Source organism: Ochrobactrum teleogrylli (assembly GCF_037482325.1).
GTDB lineage: Bacteria > Pseudomonadota > Alphaproteobacteria > Rhizobiales > Rhizobiaceae > Brucella > Brucella teleogrylli.
On sequence record NZ_JBBHKQ010000001.1, the window covers coordinates 2,693,397 to 2,711,225 of the forward strand.

Genomic DNA, 17,829 nt, shown 5'->3' on the forward strand with positions numbered 1-17,829 from the left:
ATGACAGAAATGTGACACGAATTTTCTCACAGGAAGAAATGGTAGCGAGTAAGGCATGTCTGGAGTAGTGGAAAACGCGGGCGAACGTCGCTGGAGCGATGCTGCCATTTTCGGCGCTTCGCATGTTTCCTGGCCTGTGCGTGTTGCCTGGGTTGCTCTTGCTTCCATTGTTCTGTCCGTTCTTCTGGTTTTCTCCGTTGAATGGATTTTTCGCGGTTCCTTTGCCGAAACGATTGCGTTTTTCCGCACGCCGCACAAGCCTGCATGGACGACGGTTGCCTTCTTCGTTGTGGTGCTGACCGCCAGCGACGCGATTTTCGGGCGCATCCATTACGGGCTTTTCGTGGTGGGGCCGCTGGCGCTGATCGCCGCCGCCACTGCGCGGGAGAAAAGCCTTTATCTCGGCGACCCGCTTTATCCGAGCGATTTTCTCTATGCCCGCCAGATCGTCGATCTGCTGCCGCTTCTGGTGCGTGAACGCCCGTGGAGCGCTGTCGGCATCGCCCTTCTCCTGCTTGCCAGCGCAGCACTTTTGATTGCCGCGAGCCTTTTCTGGTGGCGTCGTTTCGACCGCATTCCGTGGAAAGGCCGCGTGCTTCGTCTGGCCTTCGCGCTGCCGCTGCTGGCGTGGTTCGCCTTCATTTCCGATTATTCCAGCTTTTCGCTGGCGCGTGACCGCCTGCGCGTTCTGCCCATCATGTGGGATCAGAAGGAAAATTACGCGCATAATGGTTTCACCATGGCCTTCATCCTGAATGTGCCGATGGCAACCGTGTTTGCGCCGGAAGGCTATTCGCCAGAAGCAATTGCCTCGATCGAGCCGCCCGCGCAGCTCATTCCCGCAGCACTTGAAACCGGCAAACCCGACGTCATCATGATCATGAGCGAGTCCTTCTGGGACCCGACCCGCCTGCCGGGCGTGGCGTTCAGTGCTGATCCGATCCCGACCGTGCGCGCTGAACAATCCGGCCATGTGTTCTCGCCGGAATTTGGCGGCATGACCGCCAATGTCGAGTTCGAAGCGCTGACCGGTTTTTCCAAGGCATTCCTGCCTTCCGGCAGCATTCCCTATCAGCAATATGTCCGGCGTCCGCTGCCTTCGCTCGCGAGCTTCTTCAAGGAACAGGGCTATGCAACCCGGGCGATCCACCCCTATCGCCAGTGGTTCTGGAACCGCGGTCCCGTCTATGAAAATATGGGCTTTGACAAGTTCATGTCCGAAGAAAACATGCCACCGCTGGAAAAGCGCGGCATGCTCGCCTCGGACGACGCGCTGACCAGCGAGATCATTCGCGAGGCGGATGCGCAGGAAGACCCGTTCTTCTTCTTTGCTGTTTCGCTGCAAGGCCACGGTCCCTATGAGGCCAACCGCTATCCGGATTCGAAGCTCGACGTGCAGGCCGACGCCAGCGACGCTGTGCGCCAGTCGATCCGCACCTATTCACAAGGCGCGATGGATGCCGACGCCAGCCTCGCACGTCTGATGGACTGGGCGTCAAAGCGCGAACGCGAGACCATTCTGGTATTCTTCGGCGATCACCTGCCGCCACTCGGCCCCGTCTATACGGAAACCGGCTTCATGCAGGAACGTGTTGCAAGCCGCATCGCGCCTGCTCGCGACATGCTTCTCCAGCATGAAACGCCGCTGGTGCTGTGGTCGAACAAGCGCGGCGCGGAACGCGGTACGGGCACGATCAGCCCGGCATTCCTGCCAATGCAGATACTCGAAATGGCCGGGATGCAGCATCCCTATTACACCGGTTTCCTGCGCCAGCTGCATGACCAGTATCGCGTCGTCGATGCGCATGCCGTGTTCGATAGCGATGAAAATGCCGATGAAGGCTGGCAACAGCGCCCGCCTTTTGCGCCCCTGCTGCGCGATTACCAGATGCTGCAATATGACATGATCTTCGGCAGTAGTTACGCGCGAGACCGGTTTTTCCCCGTGCCATCCCAAAGCTGAAAGCTATACAGGGGCCTTGCCGGCTGACTGACGAATGATCAGCTTGTAATCGATCTTCCGGGCAGGCGAAATCTGGCCATTTTCGATATGGTTCAACAGCATATCCGCCGCCCCGCGCGCCATTTCGAAAATCGGCTGGCGCACGGTGGTGATCTGCGGCGATACCATGCTGGCAATCGAACTGTCGTCGAAACCGACCACGGTAATATCGCCCGGAACAGACAGTTTGTGGTCATGCGCCATCTGCACCACGGCTGCCGCCATATCATCATTGGATGCGAAGATCGCCGTTGGACGATTTTCGAGTGACAGAAGCTTCTTTCCGGCGACCAAACCGCTGGCGAAGCTGAACCCGCCCTGCGCCTCATAATCCGGATTGCGCTCGATCCCCGCCGCGTCCAGCGCCTTCCGGTATCCGGCAAGCCGCAATTCGGCGGAGCGGTGGGTCGGGTCGCCGATGATGATGGCGATCTTCCGATGACCGAGTTTCAGAAGATAGTTCACCAAATCGACGGCTGCGGCCTCGTCATCAATTGAAATACTGTCGGTTGGATGCACGTTGACATCGCCCGCCACGCGCGCAAAGGGCATGGCCGAAGCGGAAAGTTCCTGCAAAATTTCCGGATCGTCCGACATGGGCGGCGTCACGATGATGCCGTCGAGGCCCGATGCATGGGCGGTTTCGATCAGTGCACCGCGAATATCGGCGCGGTTCTCGACCGGAAAAATCAGCAGGCGATAGCGCGTGCCGCGCAGGCGTTCCAGCGCGCCCATCTGCAATTCGGCGACATAGCTGGAACTGGGATTTTCGAAGAAAAGGCCGATCAGATGCGAGCGGCGCTCCACCAGATTGCGTGCCGCCGCATTGGGCCGATAGCGCAGCTCCTGCCCCACTTCGCGCACCTTTTCGCGGATCGCCTCGCGCACATTCGGTTCGTCGTTATAAACGCGTGAAACGGTCTTGATCGACACGCCCGCCAGACGCGCCACATCGTGTATCGTCGCTCTCTTACCCGTTGCGGCCATGTAGAATCGACTTCCTCCCCGAAGAGCCTGCTTTTATTTTACGCACATCTTGCCCGAAAACCGCTTCACACTTTTCGGGATGTGCACATTTTTACTGCGCACATCTGATCCGAAAACCGTTTCACACTTTTCGGGATGTGCTTTGGATATCTTGTTCGCCGGATAACGAAAAGGCCAAAGCTTTCAGGGAACGGAACATATGCGGGATCGCGTCAGAAAACGCACCTCCCGCCCATTATCGAGCGAGAACATGCCCCCGCGCCCCGGAACAACATCGATGATGAGTTCGGTGTGCTTCCAAACTTCATATTGCGGGCCGCTGATATAGACCGGCGCGCCGCCAATCTCGCCCAGCTTCACATCCGTATCGCCAATGACGAATTCGCCCTGCGGATAGCACATTGGCGAAGAACCATCGCAGCAGCCGCCCGACTGATGGAACATGATCGGCCCATATTCAGCCTGCAATTCACGAATAAGCTTGAGAGCGTCGGGGGTGGCGCTGACTTGCCCCTTGCCGTTGTCCTGCTCGCCCCTTTGCGGGTTTTCTTGCAACATTTTCTCCTCCCTCGCATGCAAGCGGGCGAAACAGGTCCGCCCGCTCGGAACTTACAGAGTCTATCCTGCACGCTTTATTGCGTCAGATCCATCACGACACGGCCTTCGATGTTGCCCTTGCGCATATCGTCGAAGATGGAGTTGATATCTTCCAGTTTCTCGGTGCGGATGGTTGCCTTGACCTTGCCGTCGGCGGCGAAGTCGAGCGATTCCTGAAGATCAAGGCGAGTGCCGACGATGGACCCGCGCACGGTGACGCCGTTCAGCACCATGTTGAAAATCGACAGCGGAAAATCGCCCGGCGGCAGGCCGTTCAGCGATACCGTGCCGCCGCGCGCCACCATGCCGAGCGCCTGTTCAAAGGCGATCGGCGAAACTGCCGTCACCAGTACGCCTTGCGCGCCGCCATCGGTTTCCTTCTTGATATAAGCTGCCGGGTCCTTGTTCGTCTTGGCATTGACCGTCACCGTCGCACCAAGCTTGCGGGCAAGGTCGAGTTTCTTGTCGTCGATATCGACGGCCGCAACATTCATCCCCATGGCCTTGGCATATTGCACCGCCATATGGCCAAGACCGCCGACACCGGAAATCACCACCCAGTCGCCCGGTTTGGTGTCGGTCACCTTGAGGCCCTTATAGACCGTGACACCAGCACAAAGCACCGGGGCGATCTCGTTGAAATCGATATTTTTTGGCAAATGGCCGACGAAATTCGGATCGGCCACCACATATTGCCCAAAGCCGCCATTGACCGAATAGCCGGTATTGAGCTGTTCCTCGCAGAGTGTTTCCCAGCCGCCGAGACAGTGGCGGCAATGACCGCAGGCCGTGTAAAGCCATGGAACGCCAACGCGGTCGCCTTCCTTCACGTGCTTGACGCCAGCCCCCACGCCCGACACAAAACCCACACCTTCATGACCCGGGATAAATGGTGGATTGGGCTTCACCGGCCAGTCGCCTTCGGCGGCATGAAGATCGGTATGGCAGACGCCGGAAGCCTGAATGGCAACCTGAATCTGCCCCGGTCCCGGCTCAGGTATCGGCACTTCGTCGATTGTCAACGGCTTGCCAAATTCTCGTACCACTGCCGCTTTCATTGTCTTGGCCATAAAGTCTCTCCTTCGTTATCGAATTGAGTTTCTTTCAAGCTGTTCCCCGAGACGGGACGGAAGAAATGTAGTCGGAAATATGGTGCACCCTGTTGCCGCGTCCAGCCAGCCGCGTGACACTTATGGGCCGAAAGGGTCGCCCGGGCATTTTCGCCCAGGCCCCTTCGACAGTCCCCTTGGGAGGGTGAACTGATACCGTTCTTCCAACGCAATACTGACATGGAAGACGGGAATGCTCTTTGATTAGACGCAATGCGGAGACATCTTCTCCGCATTGCAACGCGCGATATTCAGACCTCAGAAAAAACCAAGCTTTTTCGGGCTGTAGCTGACGAGCATGTTCTTGGTGTTCTGATAATGCTCCAGCATCTTCAGGTGGTTTTCGCGACCGATGCCCGACTGCTTGTAGCCGCCAAAGGCCGCATGGGCCGGATAGGCGTGGTAGCAGTTGGTCCACACGCGGCCCGCCTGAATGGCGCGACCGAAGCGATAGGCGCGTGTACCGTCACGGGTCCAGATACCGGCACCCAGACCATAGAGCGTGTCATTGGCAATCGAGAGCGCTTCCGCATCGTCCTTGAAGGTTGCAACAGACACGACCGGTCCAAAAATTTCTTCCTGGAAGATGCGCATCTTGTTGTTGCCCTTGAACACGGTCGGCTTGACGTAATAGCCGCCCGCCAGATCGCCCGGCAGGACATTGCGCTCACCGCCGGTCAGCACTTCGGCGCCTTCCTGACGACCGATGTCGAGATAGCTTAGAATTTTCTCAAGCTGCTCGCTCGATGCCTGCGCGCCGATCATCGTTGCCGGGTCGAGCGGATCGCCCTGCACGATGGCTTCCACACGCTTTAACGCCTTTTCCATGAACTTGTCGTAGATCGATTCATGAACCAGCGCACGGCTCGGACAGGTGCAGACTTCACCCTGATTGAGCGCGAACATGACAAAACCTTCGATGGCCTTGTCGAGGAAGTCGTCATCTTCGGCTGCGACGTCCTTGAAGAAGATGTTGGGCGACTTGCCACCAAGTTCCAGCGTGACCGGGATGAGGTTCTGGCTGGCATATTGCATGATGAGGCGGCCAGTCGTGGTTTCGCCAGTGAAAGCGATCTTGGCGATGCGCGGGCTGGATGCCAGCGGCTTGCCTGCTTCGAGACCGAAACCATTGACCACATTGACCACGCCTGCTGGCAGCAGATCGCCGATCAGTTCCATCAGGACGAGGATAGAGGCCGGGGTCTGTTCTGCGGGCTTAAGCACCACGCAATTGCCAGCGGCCAGCGCCGGGGCCAGTTTCCACACCGCCATCAGGATCGGGAAGTTCCACGGAATGATCTGGCCGACAACGCCCAGCGGTTCATGGAAGTGGTAGGCGACCGTGTCGTGGTCGATTTCCGAAATGCCGCCTTCCTGCGCGCGAATGACACCGGCGAAATAGCGGAAGTGATCGACGGCCAGCGGAAGATCGGCAGCGGTGGTTTCGCGGATCGGCTTGCCGTTGTCCCATGTTTCGGCGGCAGCGAGCGCAGGCAGGTTTTCCTCGATGCGATCAGCAATGCGGTTGAGGATCAGCGCGCGTTCGGCAACGCTTGTGCGACCCCATGCTTCCTTGGCGGCATGAGCGGCATCGAGCGCGGCTTCAACATCCGCCGCGTCGGAACGCGCGACTTCGCACAGAACCTGGCCATTGACCGGTGAGGTATTTTCGAAATAGCGACCCGACTTGGGTTCGACCCATTTGCCGCCGATGAAATTGCCATAACGTTTGGCAAAAGCCGGCTTCACCGTCCGGCTGAATTCAACCTTATTCATGACTTCCTCCCGAGTTAACGCCGCTCCTACAGCGCTTCAACAGGGAGGATCGCGCGATAGCGGGGAAGAGTCATCCCGCCATTCCATGCTCGCAAGATCATGTGTCGCAATATTGAGACAGTTGCGTCAGATGATTTTGCCAGCAGTTCAATGAGGGCGAATGATCTTGAGACGGTTCAGCTTGCGATGCAGCGTCGCCCGGCTGATGCCCAGAAGCCCTGCGGCGGCGGAAATATTCCCTTCCGCGCGGGCCAGCGCCCGCAGGATGACGCCGCGTTCCGACTCCGCCATATCCTCGCGCGGATCGGCATTCCAGCCGAGAATATCGGCAGCAGGCAGCGGGCCCGCCAGCGCCGCATCGTCAAGGCCGAGCGCCAGACGCGCAGCTCGTGTCGCGCCGATTACCAGATCGTCCTTGTCGACCGCGATCAAGGCGCCGCCGCTGCGGTCCACGCTGGGCGCAAGCATGATGCGCGCCTTTGGAAAAGCCTGCCGGAAATTTTCCGCCTCTATCCGGCGCGCCGCGTCGATCACCGCCAGCGAAATGAGCTGCGCAAAGGCTTCCGTCAGATCGGAACGGCAGGATGAAACATCGAGCGCGGCCATGAGGCGACCCTGATGATCGTGGATCGGGGCCACCGTGCAGGACAGTCCGACATTGCGCGAATGAAAGTGCTGGTCGCGGTGAATGGTCAGCGCGCGCTGTTCGACAATACAGGTGCCGATGCCGTTTGTGCCTTCGCTTTCCTCGCTCCACACCGCGCCCGTCCAGAGGCCCCAGCGATAGAAGGTGTCGTCGTCGCTGGCCGCCCCGCGCCGCTCGACCGGCACGCCTTCGCTATCGGCCAGAAGCACGCAGCAGCCGACACCACCGACCGCCAGGTAAAGGCGATCCATGCTGGCCTGCGCCACGCTGACCAGCCGCTCCACCCGCTCATGCGCGGTGCGGAATTCGCCTTCTGAAAGTGTGCGCACCGCACCGGAGGCGGCAGGATCGAGCTTGTGCAGTTCGGCAGAACGCTGCCACGACGCCACCAGCGCCGAGCGGGCCGACCCGCCGGTGTGGATTGCGGACAGAATACGGTCCGCATGAACCCTTTCTTGCGGTGCACCCATCTTTCTCCTCCCAGGAAGGCTGGAACCGCTGAATTCGTCTTGAACATGCCCGAATGCAGCACCGCTGCGCAGTCTTGCCGGAATGCTCGTCAATGAATAATGGCTTTTTCCCCCACAACTGGCAAGCGCATCATCGAAACGACGAAAAAACGGCCCGGCGGAGATAGCCGCCGGGCCGCAAGGTCAACTGATGGGAGGTCTGTATTGTCAGGGGTATGCGCCTCGTGAGAGACGATTGCATGAACGGTGCGGAACCAATCTAAGTGATGACACCCGGACAAAAATACACCAGTCCGAGTGGTATCGGGAGGAAACGATCAGCATCCGCACCGCATTCATAAAGTACTGTTTTAAAATTTTCAAGTATAAAAAGTCTTTAAGTACATTAGTAAACTATCACGTCAAAGAATAATTGAAAATTACAAACATTTGATTGCGATTAAGCACCAGCAACAAATCGGGATTGCATTTTTTCTTCGTCTTGCAGGTAATTATTCAGTCCCTCTACTTCTGCCGAATTCAGACGAAGGCCGAGTTTTGTGCGCCGCCAAAGGATATCCTCTGCCGTGCAAGCCCATTCATTTTCAATGAGATAGGTGACTTCCGCCTCATAGAGATCGGCGCCGAAATGGCGACCAAGATCGGCAAGTGATGCGGCCTTGCCAAGCAGGTGATGGACGCGCGTTCCGTAGAGCCGGAACAGGCGACGCGCATGGTCTGGCGACAGAAATGGATAAGCCGACTGTATTTTCCGCAACTCGCTTTCGAAAGCAACTTCCTGAAAATCCCCGCCCGGCAGCGCTACCCCATGGGTCCACGGCGCGCCCTTTTTGCCCAGATGATGTTCGATTTTTTCCATCATGTGCTCGGCAAGTTTGCGCGCAGTCGTCAGCTTGCCGCCAAAGACATTGATCAGCGGCGCAAGACCGGCTGGCGCATCATCCTTCAGAACATAGTCGCGCGTTGCTTCCTGCGCCTTGCTGGCGCCATCATCATAGAGCGGGCGCACGCCGGAATAGGTCCAGACCACATCTTCGCGCCGCACCGGCTCCGCGAAATATTCGCTTGCCGCCGCGCAGAGATAATCGGTTTCAGCCTCGGTGATCGCCACCTTGGCGGGGTCACCCTTGTAATCCTGATCGGTGGTGCCAATCAGGGTAAAATCATCTTCATACGGGATTGCAAAGATGATGCGCCCATCATTGTTCTGGAAAAAATAGGAGCGTGGATCGGCAAATTTCTTGCGCACCACGATGTGGCTGCCCTGCACCAGCCGGACATTATGCAACTGGCGGTCGCCTTCGACACCCTGCAAAACCTTGTCGGCCCAAGGACCGGCGGCATTGACCAGCAGGCGGGCGCGAATTTCTTCGCGACGTCCAGTCTCCGTGTCTTCGACCGTCACTGTCCAGCCCTGGCTGTCGCGGCGCGCCGCCACAACTCTGGTCCGCGTACGGATCGACGCGCCACGGTCGGAAGCATCGCGCGCAGTCAGTGCCACGAAACGGGCATCATCGACCCAGCAGTCGGAATATTCAAATGCCTTGGTGAAAAGCGGCTTCAGCGGTTTGGCGGCGGCGTCGGTGCGCATATTCAATGTGCGTGTCGCCGGAAGTTTCTTGCGCCCGCCCAGATGATCGTAGAGGAACAGGCCCAGCCGCAACAGCCACGCGGGCCGCACGCCGCCCTTGTGATAGGGCAGCACAAAGCGCATCGGATGGATGATATGCGGCGCATTCGCCCACAGCACCTCGCGTTCCATCAGCGCCTCGCGCACCAGACGAAACTCGTAATGCTCCAGATAACGCAGGCCGCCATGGATCAACTTGGTGGCACGGGATGAGGTGCCGCTCGCCAGATCGTTCATTTCCGCCAGGAAGACGGAAAAGCCGCGCCCGACCGCATCACGCGCAATGCCGCATCCATTGATGCCGCCACCAATAACGAAAATGTCGAATATGTCTTCCTGCGCCATGGCAAACCTTAAAAGCGGTTTCAGAGCGCTTGCAGCAGACAGACGCTCGAACATTCATTTTAGGGCGCGTGACAGCACGCGCCTCAGAAACACCAAAGCGAATATAAAACTATTTAATATGAAAGCAAAGCGAAAATAAACGAAACCGCCGTGCTTTGACTTCTCTCGCTGACTGTCTGAATCAAAAAACGGCAGGCCGTGGCGAAAATGGTGATTTCGAGAACCGGAGCGCAGCGTACTTTTTTGTACGTGAGCACCGGAAGCGCAGAAATTGCCATTTGCAGCCCGGCATGGCGGCTTTTGGATCAGACAGGGAGGGTTTCGATCAGCTCCACCTCATGCTCCGCGCAGAGATCGCGCAGTTGCTGCGAGGTGCAACGGTCGGTGATGAAGGTATTGATCTGCGAAATATGGCCGATGCGCACCGGTGCGGTGCGTTCCAGCTTGGTGGAATCGGACACCAGAATGACGTGGCGCGCATTGGCGATAATCGCTTGTGCGACTTTCACTTCGCGGAAATCGAAGTCGAGCAGCGCGCCGTCCTCGTCCATCGCCGACGCACCGATGATGGCGTAATCGACCTTGAACTGGCGGATGAAATCGACCGCCGCCTCGCCCACAATACCGCCGTCAGACGAGCGGACCACGCCGCCGGCGATGACCACTTCGATAGAGGTGTGCACGCGCAGCGTGTTGGCCACGTTGATATTGTTGGTGATGACCATCAGCTCGCTGTGATCGATCAGGGCATGGCTGACCGCTTCGGTCGTAGTGCCGATATTGATGAACAGCGATGCACCATCCGGAATGATATCGGCTGCGGCCTTGCCGATCGATTCCTTCTCGCGGGCGGCGATCCGGCGGCGCGCCTCATATTCCATATTTTCCACGCCGGACGGATAGAGCGCGCCGCCATGGATGCGGCGCAGCAGCCGTGCGCGACACAGATCGTTGAGATCCTTGCGCACGGTCTGCGGCGTCACGTCAAAAGCCGCGGCCAGATCGTCCACCAGAACCTGCCCCTGTCGGCGGGCGAGTTCCAGAATTGCATTGTGACGAGGGGTAAGCTGCATTTTTTGCCCGCGCTGAGTTTGTTAGAATTGCGAGCCTGTAATGTCTCTGTTTTCGAAGAGAAAGCAACCGCCTTGCACATATGCCGGACGTCTGAAACCGCTCAATCGTCTCCCAGGCCGTTATTGTACATATTGTGCAGCTTGCAGGCCACTTCGGTCCGGTTGGCGGCGCCGATCTTGCGCATGATGTTATGAACATGCGCTTTCACGGTGCCTTCGCTCATGCCGAGTTCGAAAGCGATCACCTTGTTGGAGCGACCGATACGAATCGCATGAACCACCTCGATTTCGCGCGCCGTCAGCAATTCGCCCAGCGCATCCTCGTCAATATCGGGCGGCGGCGCTTTGACAGCCATGGAGGCTGGAATATACATGCCGCCCGCGCTCGCCAGATGGATCGCCTCGACGCAGACCCTGACATCGACGGAGGTTGGAATATACCCCCTCGCGCCAATTTCCATGGCCCGCACGACCTGCGCCCATTCCTCCCGCTCGGCGAGAAGCACAATCGGCGATGGCGCCCACATCTCCACGAGAGATCGGATTTCTTCGGAAAAGAACGGATCGGCAAGCCGCTTGGCCCCGATATGCAGCAGAATGACGGCGCTTCCGCTGAAAAGCTTTGCCTGCTCGATTGCTCCATAGCACGTCACCGGCATTTTCAGCCCATTCATCAGGAGCCCGTTGAAAAGGCACTCCCGCTCCAGATTGCTCTTGCACACAAGCAGCAGATGGCGATCACTGTTCGGCAGAACGCCGACACCGACCGCTCCATTATCTCTATCTTCCGGTACAGCCCACAGGCTGGCACCCCTTGCATCCAACATCGGCGCGTCTCCCCGGCACGAAGGTTACTTACTCCTACACAGTGATCCGCCGTTCCCGCCGTCACAGGTTCGGTATTTAAATTATGCTTATGACTTATATTAACGAAATTCCCCCATCCAATGGCCCAATATTGCTACCTCGCAGCAATCGTGTCATTAATTTATGTTAGCAAGTACGAAAATTTATCTTGTCCGTAAGAGCGACTTAAACAATAGGAAGATATAAAACTATATCTTTCGTTTAGTGCGGAAGTGTTATGCATAGTGGTAGAGGCATCGCGGCACCTTCCGTGGGGGCGCTGATCGACTTGTTGGAATCTTCGCCGATTCTGGCGGACCTCGACGCACATGCCATTGGTGCTTTGGCTTCGCTTGTCGTCACCGAGAACAGTTTTACCACCGATACCATCATCATCGAACAGGGCGAGCGCGTCAGAAACGTGCATATGGTCGTGTCCGGCTGGGGCTGTGTCTATCGCGACCTGTCCGGCGGGCAAAGGCAGATCATCGACTTTCCGATGCGGTGCGATTTCATCGGCCTTCGCACCGCCGACGGCTATAGCTACAATACGATATCGGCCATTACGCCGATGAAAGTCATTGAAATTCCAGTGGCTTCGCTTGAAAGCGCCATCCGGCGCGTGCCGCGTCTGGCGATGATCTTCATTGAGCTTTTGTCACGACAGCGCGCCATGCTGATCGAGCATCTCACCAATGTCGGACGCCGCAGCGCCTATGTCCGCACCGCGCATCTGCTCCTGGAACTGTCTGACCGGGTCAAGGCCAGCTGCGTCGATGATCCCGATTCCTATTATTGTCCGCTGACGCAATATCAGCTGGCCGACGCGCTGGGCCTGACGCCGATTCATCTCAATCGCATGTTGCGGGATCTGCGCGAGGAAGGGCTTGTCCTGTTCCGTTCCAACCGGGTCGAGATTCTCGATCGCGCGCGTCTGGTGGCGCTTGCCGAATATGACGGCGAATTCATGCGCATGTCGGTTTTCGGTCGACAGCAATAGAAAAATATGTGCGAAGGGAAGAGTTTCTGGAAAAATCGGGAACAGCTTCCAGCATCTGAATGGTCGGAGTGAGAGGATTCGAACCTCCGACCCCCTCGTCCCGAACGAGGTGCGCTACCAGGCTGCGCTACACTCCGAACCAGTCGGTCGCAGCCAGTGGCGCAACCGTTGAGGCGGCTTATAACGCTGCATTTTTGATGCCGCAAGTGCATGACGCAGTTTTTTTGCCGCCACACTCAAACCTGCTCATAAATGTCACAGGATCAGAGCACTTCCGCCGGAAAGACGGGCGTAAAGCCCGCGCCATAGGCGACGAAATGCGGGTTGGCGAAGCCCTTCACGCCCCGTCCGGCACGCTGGCCATAGACGAACGGCTTGCCGTCAAGGGTGGCGGTCATGCCGCCTGCGGCACGCAGCACAGCGTCGCCAGCCGCCGTGTCCCATTCCATGGTCGGGGCAAAGCGCGGATAGATATCCGCCTCACCGCGCGCGATCAGACAGAACTTCAACGACGAACCGACCGAAACATGGCCGGAAATCTGATTTGCCTGCAAAAAGCGCTGGGTTTCGGGCGTGTTGTGCGAACGGCTGCACACGGCAATGCGTTCCGCGGCACCTTCCCGCGCTCGGATTGCACGCCGGCGGGCAATCTTGTGATCCGCAGTGGTTTCCGCTTCCTCGGCGCGGTTGCCCGTGCCGGTAAAAAGCAGATTGCGCGCCGGGGCATAGACGATGCCCGTGACCGGCACGCCATCTTCGATCAGGCCGATATTGACTGTGAAATCGCCGTTGCGCAGCAGAAACTCCCGCGTGCCATCCAGAGGATCGACCAGCAGAAAGCGCCGTCCGATATGGGCTGGAAGGCGGCCCGCGGAAACCTCCTCCTCGGCCACGACCGGAATATCGGGCGCGACCGACGAAAGTGCGGCAAGGATGATCGCCTCGGCGGCGCGGTCTGCTTCCGTGACGGGCGATTCATCCTTTTTATGTTCGACGGCGCAGCCATCGACATAATGCTTCATGATGACCCGGCCAGCCTCAAGCGCTGCTTGTTCAAAAACGGCGAGCAAGGCTGCGCCATTCGGGTCTGCTTTGGGAGAGGCTGGAATGTTCATCGCTCAGATCGACCAGGAATCGCTACCATAACTGCCGATGATACCACGCTCGGCCAGATACTTTTCTACTTCCGCGACCAGTTCGTCAACATTGCGCCCCGTCGTATCGAGGCGCAGTTCCGGCGAGGCTGGCGCTTCATAAGGCGAATCGATGCCCGTGAAGGACTTGATTTCGCCACGCAGCGCCTGCGCATAAAGACCCTTTGGGTCACGCGCAATGCATTCCTCAATCGGCGTATCGACGAAGATTTCAATGAACTCCCCTTCCGGCAGCCGCGCGCGAACCGTGTCGCGCTCCGAGCGGAACGGGGAAATGAACGAAACCAGCGTGATCAAACCGGCATCGGCCATCAGCCGCGCCACTTCGCCGACGCGACGGATGTTTTCCGCCCGGTCCGCATCGGAGAAACCAAGATCGCTGTTGAGGCCATGGCGGACATTGTCGCCATCGAGCAGATAAGTATGCTTGCCCAGCGCATGCAGGCGCTGTTCCAGCCGGTTGGCGATGGTGGACTTGCCCGACCCCGAAAGGCCGGTGAACCACAGCACCGCTGGCTTCTGGAATTTCTGCGCGGCCCGTGTCTTTCCGTCGAGGTCGAGAGCCTGCAAGTGCACATTGGTCGCCTGACGCAACGCACTGTCGATCATTCCGGCACCAACGGTCGCGTTGGACACCCGGTCGATCAGCACGAAAGCGCCGGTGACGCGGTTCTCGGCGTAAGCGTCGAACACAATCGGGTCGGCCGTCTGGAGGTGGCACAAGCCAATCTCGTTGAGGTCCAGATGGGCCGCATCCTCACGGGCGAATGTGTTCACATCGGTCCGATATTTGATCTCGCTGACCGTCACCGGCGTCTGGTCGGTTTCGGTGCGCAGGAGATAGGACCGTCCGGGCTGCAAGGCGTCCTCGCCGAACCAGACGATATTGGCTGCGAAACGATCCGCCACTTCCGGCCGTGCTTCCGCGCCGACCAGCATATTGCCGCGTGAAACTTCGATCTCGTCTTCCAGCACCAGTGTGACGGCCTGTCCTTCCGAGGCGCGGGGCAGATCGCCATCATAGGTCGCGATGCGCTTTACCCGCGACTGCTTGCCGGATTTAGCCACGACAACCGTATCGCCTGCCGCAATCGAGCCGGAAGCCACTGTCCCGGAAAAGCCGCGAAAATCGAGATTGGGCCGGTTCACATATTGCACCGGAAAGCGGAATGGCCTGGCCGCCGCTTCCGTATCGATGCGCACGGTCTCCAGATGTTCGAGCAGATGCGGGCCATCATACCAGTCGATACGCGGCGACAGGCTGGTGACATTGTCGCCATAGCGGGCCGAAAGCGGCATCGGCTGGATACTGGCAAAACCGAGATCTTTGGCGAAGCTCATATAATCGGCAACGATGCGGTCGAAGGCCTCTTGCGAGAAATCGACAAGGTCGATCTTGTTGACCGCAAGCACGATATTGCGAATGCCGAGCGCCGAGGCAATGAAGGAATGGCGGCGCGTTTGCGTCAGAACGCCCTGCCGGGCATCGATCAGCACCACTGCCAGATCGGCGGTCGAAGCCCCCGTCGCCATATTGCGCGTATATTGCGCATGGCCCGGCGTATCGGCGACGATGAACTTGCGGCGCGGCGTGGAAAAGAACCGATAGGCGACATCGATGGTGATGCCCTGTTCGCGCTCGGCCTCCAGACCGTCAACCAGAAGCGCGAAGTCGAAATCGTCATCTGTCGTGCCGAATTTGCGGCTGTCATTCTTAAGCGCTGCAAGCTGGTCTTCGAAGATCAGCTTGGTGTCATAGAGCAGACGCCCGATCAGCGTGGATTTGCCATCATCGACGGAGCCGCAGGTGAGAAACCGCAGCAGCGTCTTGCGCTCCTGATCGGCCAGAAACTCGGTCACCGCTGCGCTGGTTACGGAAGGCTTCAACACGGCATTCATCAGAAATAGCCCTCGCGCTTCTTCTTTTCCATGGAACCGGCTTCATCGCGGTCGATGGCACGGCCCTGACGTTCCGACGTGCGGGCGATCAGCATTTCCTCGACAATATCCGAAAGGCTGGAGGCGCTGGATTCAATCGCCCCGGTCAGGGGATAGCAGCCAAGCGTGCGGAAACGCACCAGCCGCTCTTCCACCTTTTCACCATCGCGCAGCTTCATGCGGTCGTCATCGACCATGATCAGCATGCCGTCGCGCTCCACCACCGGACGGCGGGCGGCGAAATAGAGCGGCACGATGGGGATGTTTTCCTGCAGGATATATTGCCAGATATCGAGCTCGGTCCAGTTAGAGAGCGGGAAGACGCGGATCGACTCACCAGCCGCGACACGCGTATTGTAAATCTTCCACATTTCAGGCCGCTGGTTCTTCGGGTCCCAGCCATGCTGCGCATTGCGGAATGAGAAAATGCGCTCCTTGGCGCGGGATTTTTCCTCATCGCGACGCGCGCCGCCAAAAGCCGCATCGAACTTGTACTTGTCGAGCGCCTGCCGGAGACCGACCGTTTTCATCACATGGGTATGGACATTCGAACCATGGGTGAATGGGCCGACGCCCTCGCGCACGCCATCCTCATTGATATGTACCAGCAGCTCGAAACCCTTTTCGCGCGCCTGTGCGTCGCGGAATTCGATCATCTCGCGGAATTTCCAGGTCGTATCGACATGGAGAAAGGGAAAGGGCGGTGGTGCGGGATAAAACGCCTTCATCGCCAGATGCATCATGACCGAAGAATCCTTGCCCACCGAATAGAGCATCACCGGATTGGAGAAGGTTGCTGCGACTTCGCGAAAGATATGGATCGCTTCTGCTTCGAGACGTTGCAGATGCGTCAAATTCTTGGTCAGGGATGCATGATGCACGACATTAACTCCCGGAAACCGGATAGAGACGAGAAAGCAGGATTACGGTTCTGACGGAGCGAAATCGGCACCCTGGCTAAGTTGCGCGCATTGTCGTGAAAAGAAGCCGAAAAGTGAAAGAATGCTTTCGCGTATTCGCGATTGCCTGCGCCAAAAACTTGCAGTCTTTCGCACAAGGCCGGAACAAACTTGCGCCGCCGGCAAAAAGTGAAATTTGGCGTAAATGTCGGAAAATCCTACTAAAATTGTGATATTTAGCAGTTTTGGAGCGTTCACGCCGGGCAAATTCTTGCTCAAAAGAGCGGCCACCGCCGGGCATCTTCTGCCGCGCGCGATAAGGATGGAACGGTTTTTGGAGGGAGATTTTTGAAAGCACCCAACGGGCCAAACCGCCGTGGGGCTTAGAGTGGATCAGAGCAGGCCGAAGGTACGCGCCTTGGCGACTGCCTGAACCTTGTTCACTGCAACAAGCTTCGTCAGTACATTGCTGATATGAAAATTGACGGTACGGGTCGAAATATTGAGGATCGCCCCGATAATTTCAGCGGTTTTTCCTTCACTTGTCCAACGCAGGATTTCACGCTCCCGTGCCGTCAGACAGACTTCACTGGCGCAATTCAGCCGCGGCACATTGACCAGTTCGAACATCGACAGATGCAGGAGATTGGTCACCATCTGCAATTGACGCCGCAGGGCTGTGACTTCGGCTGCGGTCAGCGGCTGGCCGCTGCGCAGGAATGTCAACATTCCAAACACGCCCTGTGCCGCCCAGCATGGTTGTGAAATACCGACCTTCAGGCCAAACGCTTGCAGATCGGCCCATAATTGCGGCGTTTCGGCAAAAAGCTTCGGCGACCAGACCAGCGGGTCGATGCTGTGCAGGCCGAGCCGGACAAGCGGATAGATCTCCACATATTTTTTGCTGGCGTAGAGTGCAGTCCAGCCTTTCGGCATATCTTCGTAACGCACCCATTTGACCGCCCCATTCAAGGACGGAACCGACATGACATAAGAAACATGGTCAAAGCCGATTTCGCGGGCATATTTTTTTACATATTCAAACAATTTGTCCGCATTACCGGCGGACTGCATGGCATCGCATAACAATTCCCATTTCATTGCTGCCGTCCTAATATTTTGTTTTCAATAACTTACGCACAATACAACTTTAACGCTCACAAAATTTCGAACGCACAGCCTTAAATAGCATTTTCCTGTAACTCTCTCCAGAAGGATTGCTTCCAAAAAGCAGCGTGAATTTCGCAAAACCTCTGTTTTTAAACAGTTATGCCATCGTGGGATAAGAAATATTGCAAACAAAAAAGCCTCGCAACGTGCGAGGCCCTTCTTCTTGAGGTTGTGACAGCTGCGTCGG

General features: G+C 57.6%; 14 protein-coding genes and 1 tRNA gene. 2 read left to right on the top strand and 13 right to left on the bottom strand.

Annotated elements, in window-relative coordinates:
• The first annotated feature begins 55 nt into the window (after positions 1-55).
• The gene (locus WIX40_RS12660) at positions 56-1,963 is read left to right on the top strand and encodes an LTA synthase family protein (RefSeq protein ID WP_339440047.1); all 1,908 of its coding nucleotides are present in this window, start codon (positions 56-58) and stop codon (positions 1,961-1,963) included.
• A gap of 3 nt (positions 1,964-1,966) precedes the next feature.
• Here WIX40_RS12660 and WIX40_RS12665 read toward each other — a convergent pair whose 3' ends face one another.
• From WIX40_RS12665 to WIX40_RS12700, 8 genes are all read right to left on the bottom strand, one after another.
• Positions 1,967-2,989: a LacI family DNA-binding transcriptional regulator gene (locus tag WIX40_RS12665; protein WP_109368217.1), complete on the bottom strand. Its 1,023-nt coding sequence runs from the start codon at positions 2,987-2,989 to the stop codon at positions 1,967-1,969.
• Positions 2,990-3,172: 183 nt separating this feature from the next.
• A complete protein-coding gene (locus WIX40_RS12670) occupies positions 3,173-3,547 on the bottom strand; it encodes a DUF779 domain-containing protein (RefSeq protein ID WP_109368216.1) in 375 nt (124 codons plus the stop codon).
• 74 nt (positions 3,548-3,621) lie between these two features.
• The gene (gene adhP, locus WIX40_RS12675; protein WP_109368215.1) at positions 3,622-4,656 is read right to left on the bottom strand and encodes an alcohol dehydrogenase AdhP; all 1,035 of its coding nucleotides are present in this window, start codon (positions 4,654-4,656) and stop codon (positions 3,622-3,624) included.
• Positions 4,657-4,953: 297 nt separating this feature from the next.
• Complete coding sequence (adh, locus tag WIX40_RS12680) at positions 4,954-6,471, bottom strand: aldehyde dehydrogenase (protein WP_109368214.1); 1,518 nt, start codon at positions 6,469-6,471, stop codon at positions 4,954-4,956.
• 147 nt (positions 6,472-6,618) lie between these two features.
• Positions 6,619-7,587, bottom strand: coding sequence for a GAF domain-containing protein (locus tag WIX40_RS12685; protein WP_339440048.1), 969 nt, complete (start codon positions 7,585-7,587; stop codon positions 6,619-6,621).
• Between the two features lie 439 nt (positions 7,588-8,026).
• The gene (gene glpD, locus WIX40_RS12690; protein ID WP_339441023.1) at positions 8,027-9,562 is read right to left on the bottom strand and encodes a glycerol-3-phosphate dehydrogenase; all 1,536 of its coding nucleotides are present in this window, start codon (positions 9,560-9,562) and stop codon (positions 8,027-8,029) included.
• A 305-nt stretch (positions 9,563-9,867) separates the two neighbouring features.
• Entirely contained in the window at positions 9,868-10,635 is a 768-nt protein-coding gene (locus WIX40_RS12695) for a DeoR/GlpR family DNA-binding transcription regulator (protein WP_171316780.1), read from the bottom strand.
• Positions 10,636-10,736: 101 nt separating this feature from the next.
• Positions 10,737-11,462 (bottom strand): response regulator transcription factor, encoded by a 726-nt coding sequence (locus WIX40_RS12700; RefSeq protein WP_140024438.1) that lies wholly within the window; start codon positions 11,460-11,462, stop codon positions 10,737-10,739.
• A 257-nt stretch (positions 11,463-11,719) separates the two neighbouring features.
• On the opposite strand from WIX40_RS12700, the gene WIX40_RS12705 reads away from it, so the two are divergent.
• Entirely contained in the window at positions 11,720-12,481 is a 762-nt protein-coding gene (locus WIX40_RS12705) for a Crp/Fnr family transcriptional regulator (protein WP_121537156.1), read from the top strand.
• A gap of 60 nt (positions 12,482-12,541) precedes the next feature.
• Here the strand turns inward: WIX40_RS12705 and WIX40_RS12710 are convergent.
• From WIX40_RS12710 to WIX40_RS12730, 5 genes are all read right to left on the bottom strand, one after another.
• A tRNA-Pro gene (locus tag WIX40_RS12710) sits at positions 12,542-12,618 on the bottom strand.
• Between the two features lie 126 nt (positions 12,619-12,744).
• The gene (cysQ, locus tag WIX40_RS12715; protein WP_339440049.1) at positions 12,745-13,596 is read right to left on the bottom strand and encodes a 3'(2'),5'-bisphosphate nucleotidase CysQ; all 852 of its coding nucleotides are present in this window, start codon (positions 13,594-13,596) and stop codon (positions 12,745-12,747) included.
• A 3-nt stretch (positions 13,597-13,599) separates the two neighbouring features.
• The gene (cysN, locus tag WIX40_RS12720) at positions 13,600-15,534 is read right to left on the bottom strand and encodes a sulfate adenylyltransferase subunit CysN (RefSeq protein ID WP_339440051.1); all 1,935 of its coding nucleotides are present in this window, start codon (positions 15,532-15,534) and stop codon (positions 13,600-13,602) included.
• A complete protein-coding gene (cysD, locus tag WIX40_RS12725; RefSeq protein ID WP_109368207.1) occupies positions 15,534-16,454 on the bottom strand; it encodes a sulfate adenylyltransferase subunit CysD in 921 nt (306 codons plus the stop codon). Before cysD ends, cysN begins: the two co-directional genes overlap by 1 nt.
• A 411-nt stretch (positions 16,455-16,865) precedes the next feature.
• A complete protein-coding gene (locus WIX40_RS12730) occupies positions 16,866-17,573 on the bottom strand; it encodes a LuxR family transcriptional regulator (RefSeq protein ID WP_339440053.1) in 708 nt (235 codons plus the stop codon).
• Between the last annotated feature and the right edge of the window lie 256 nt (positions 17,574-17,829).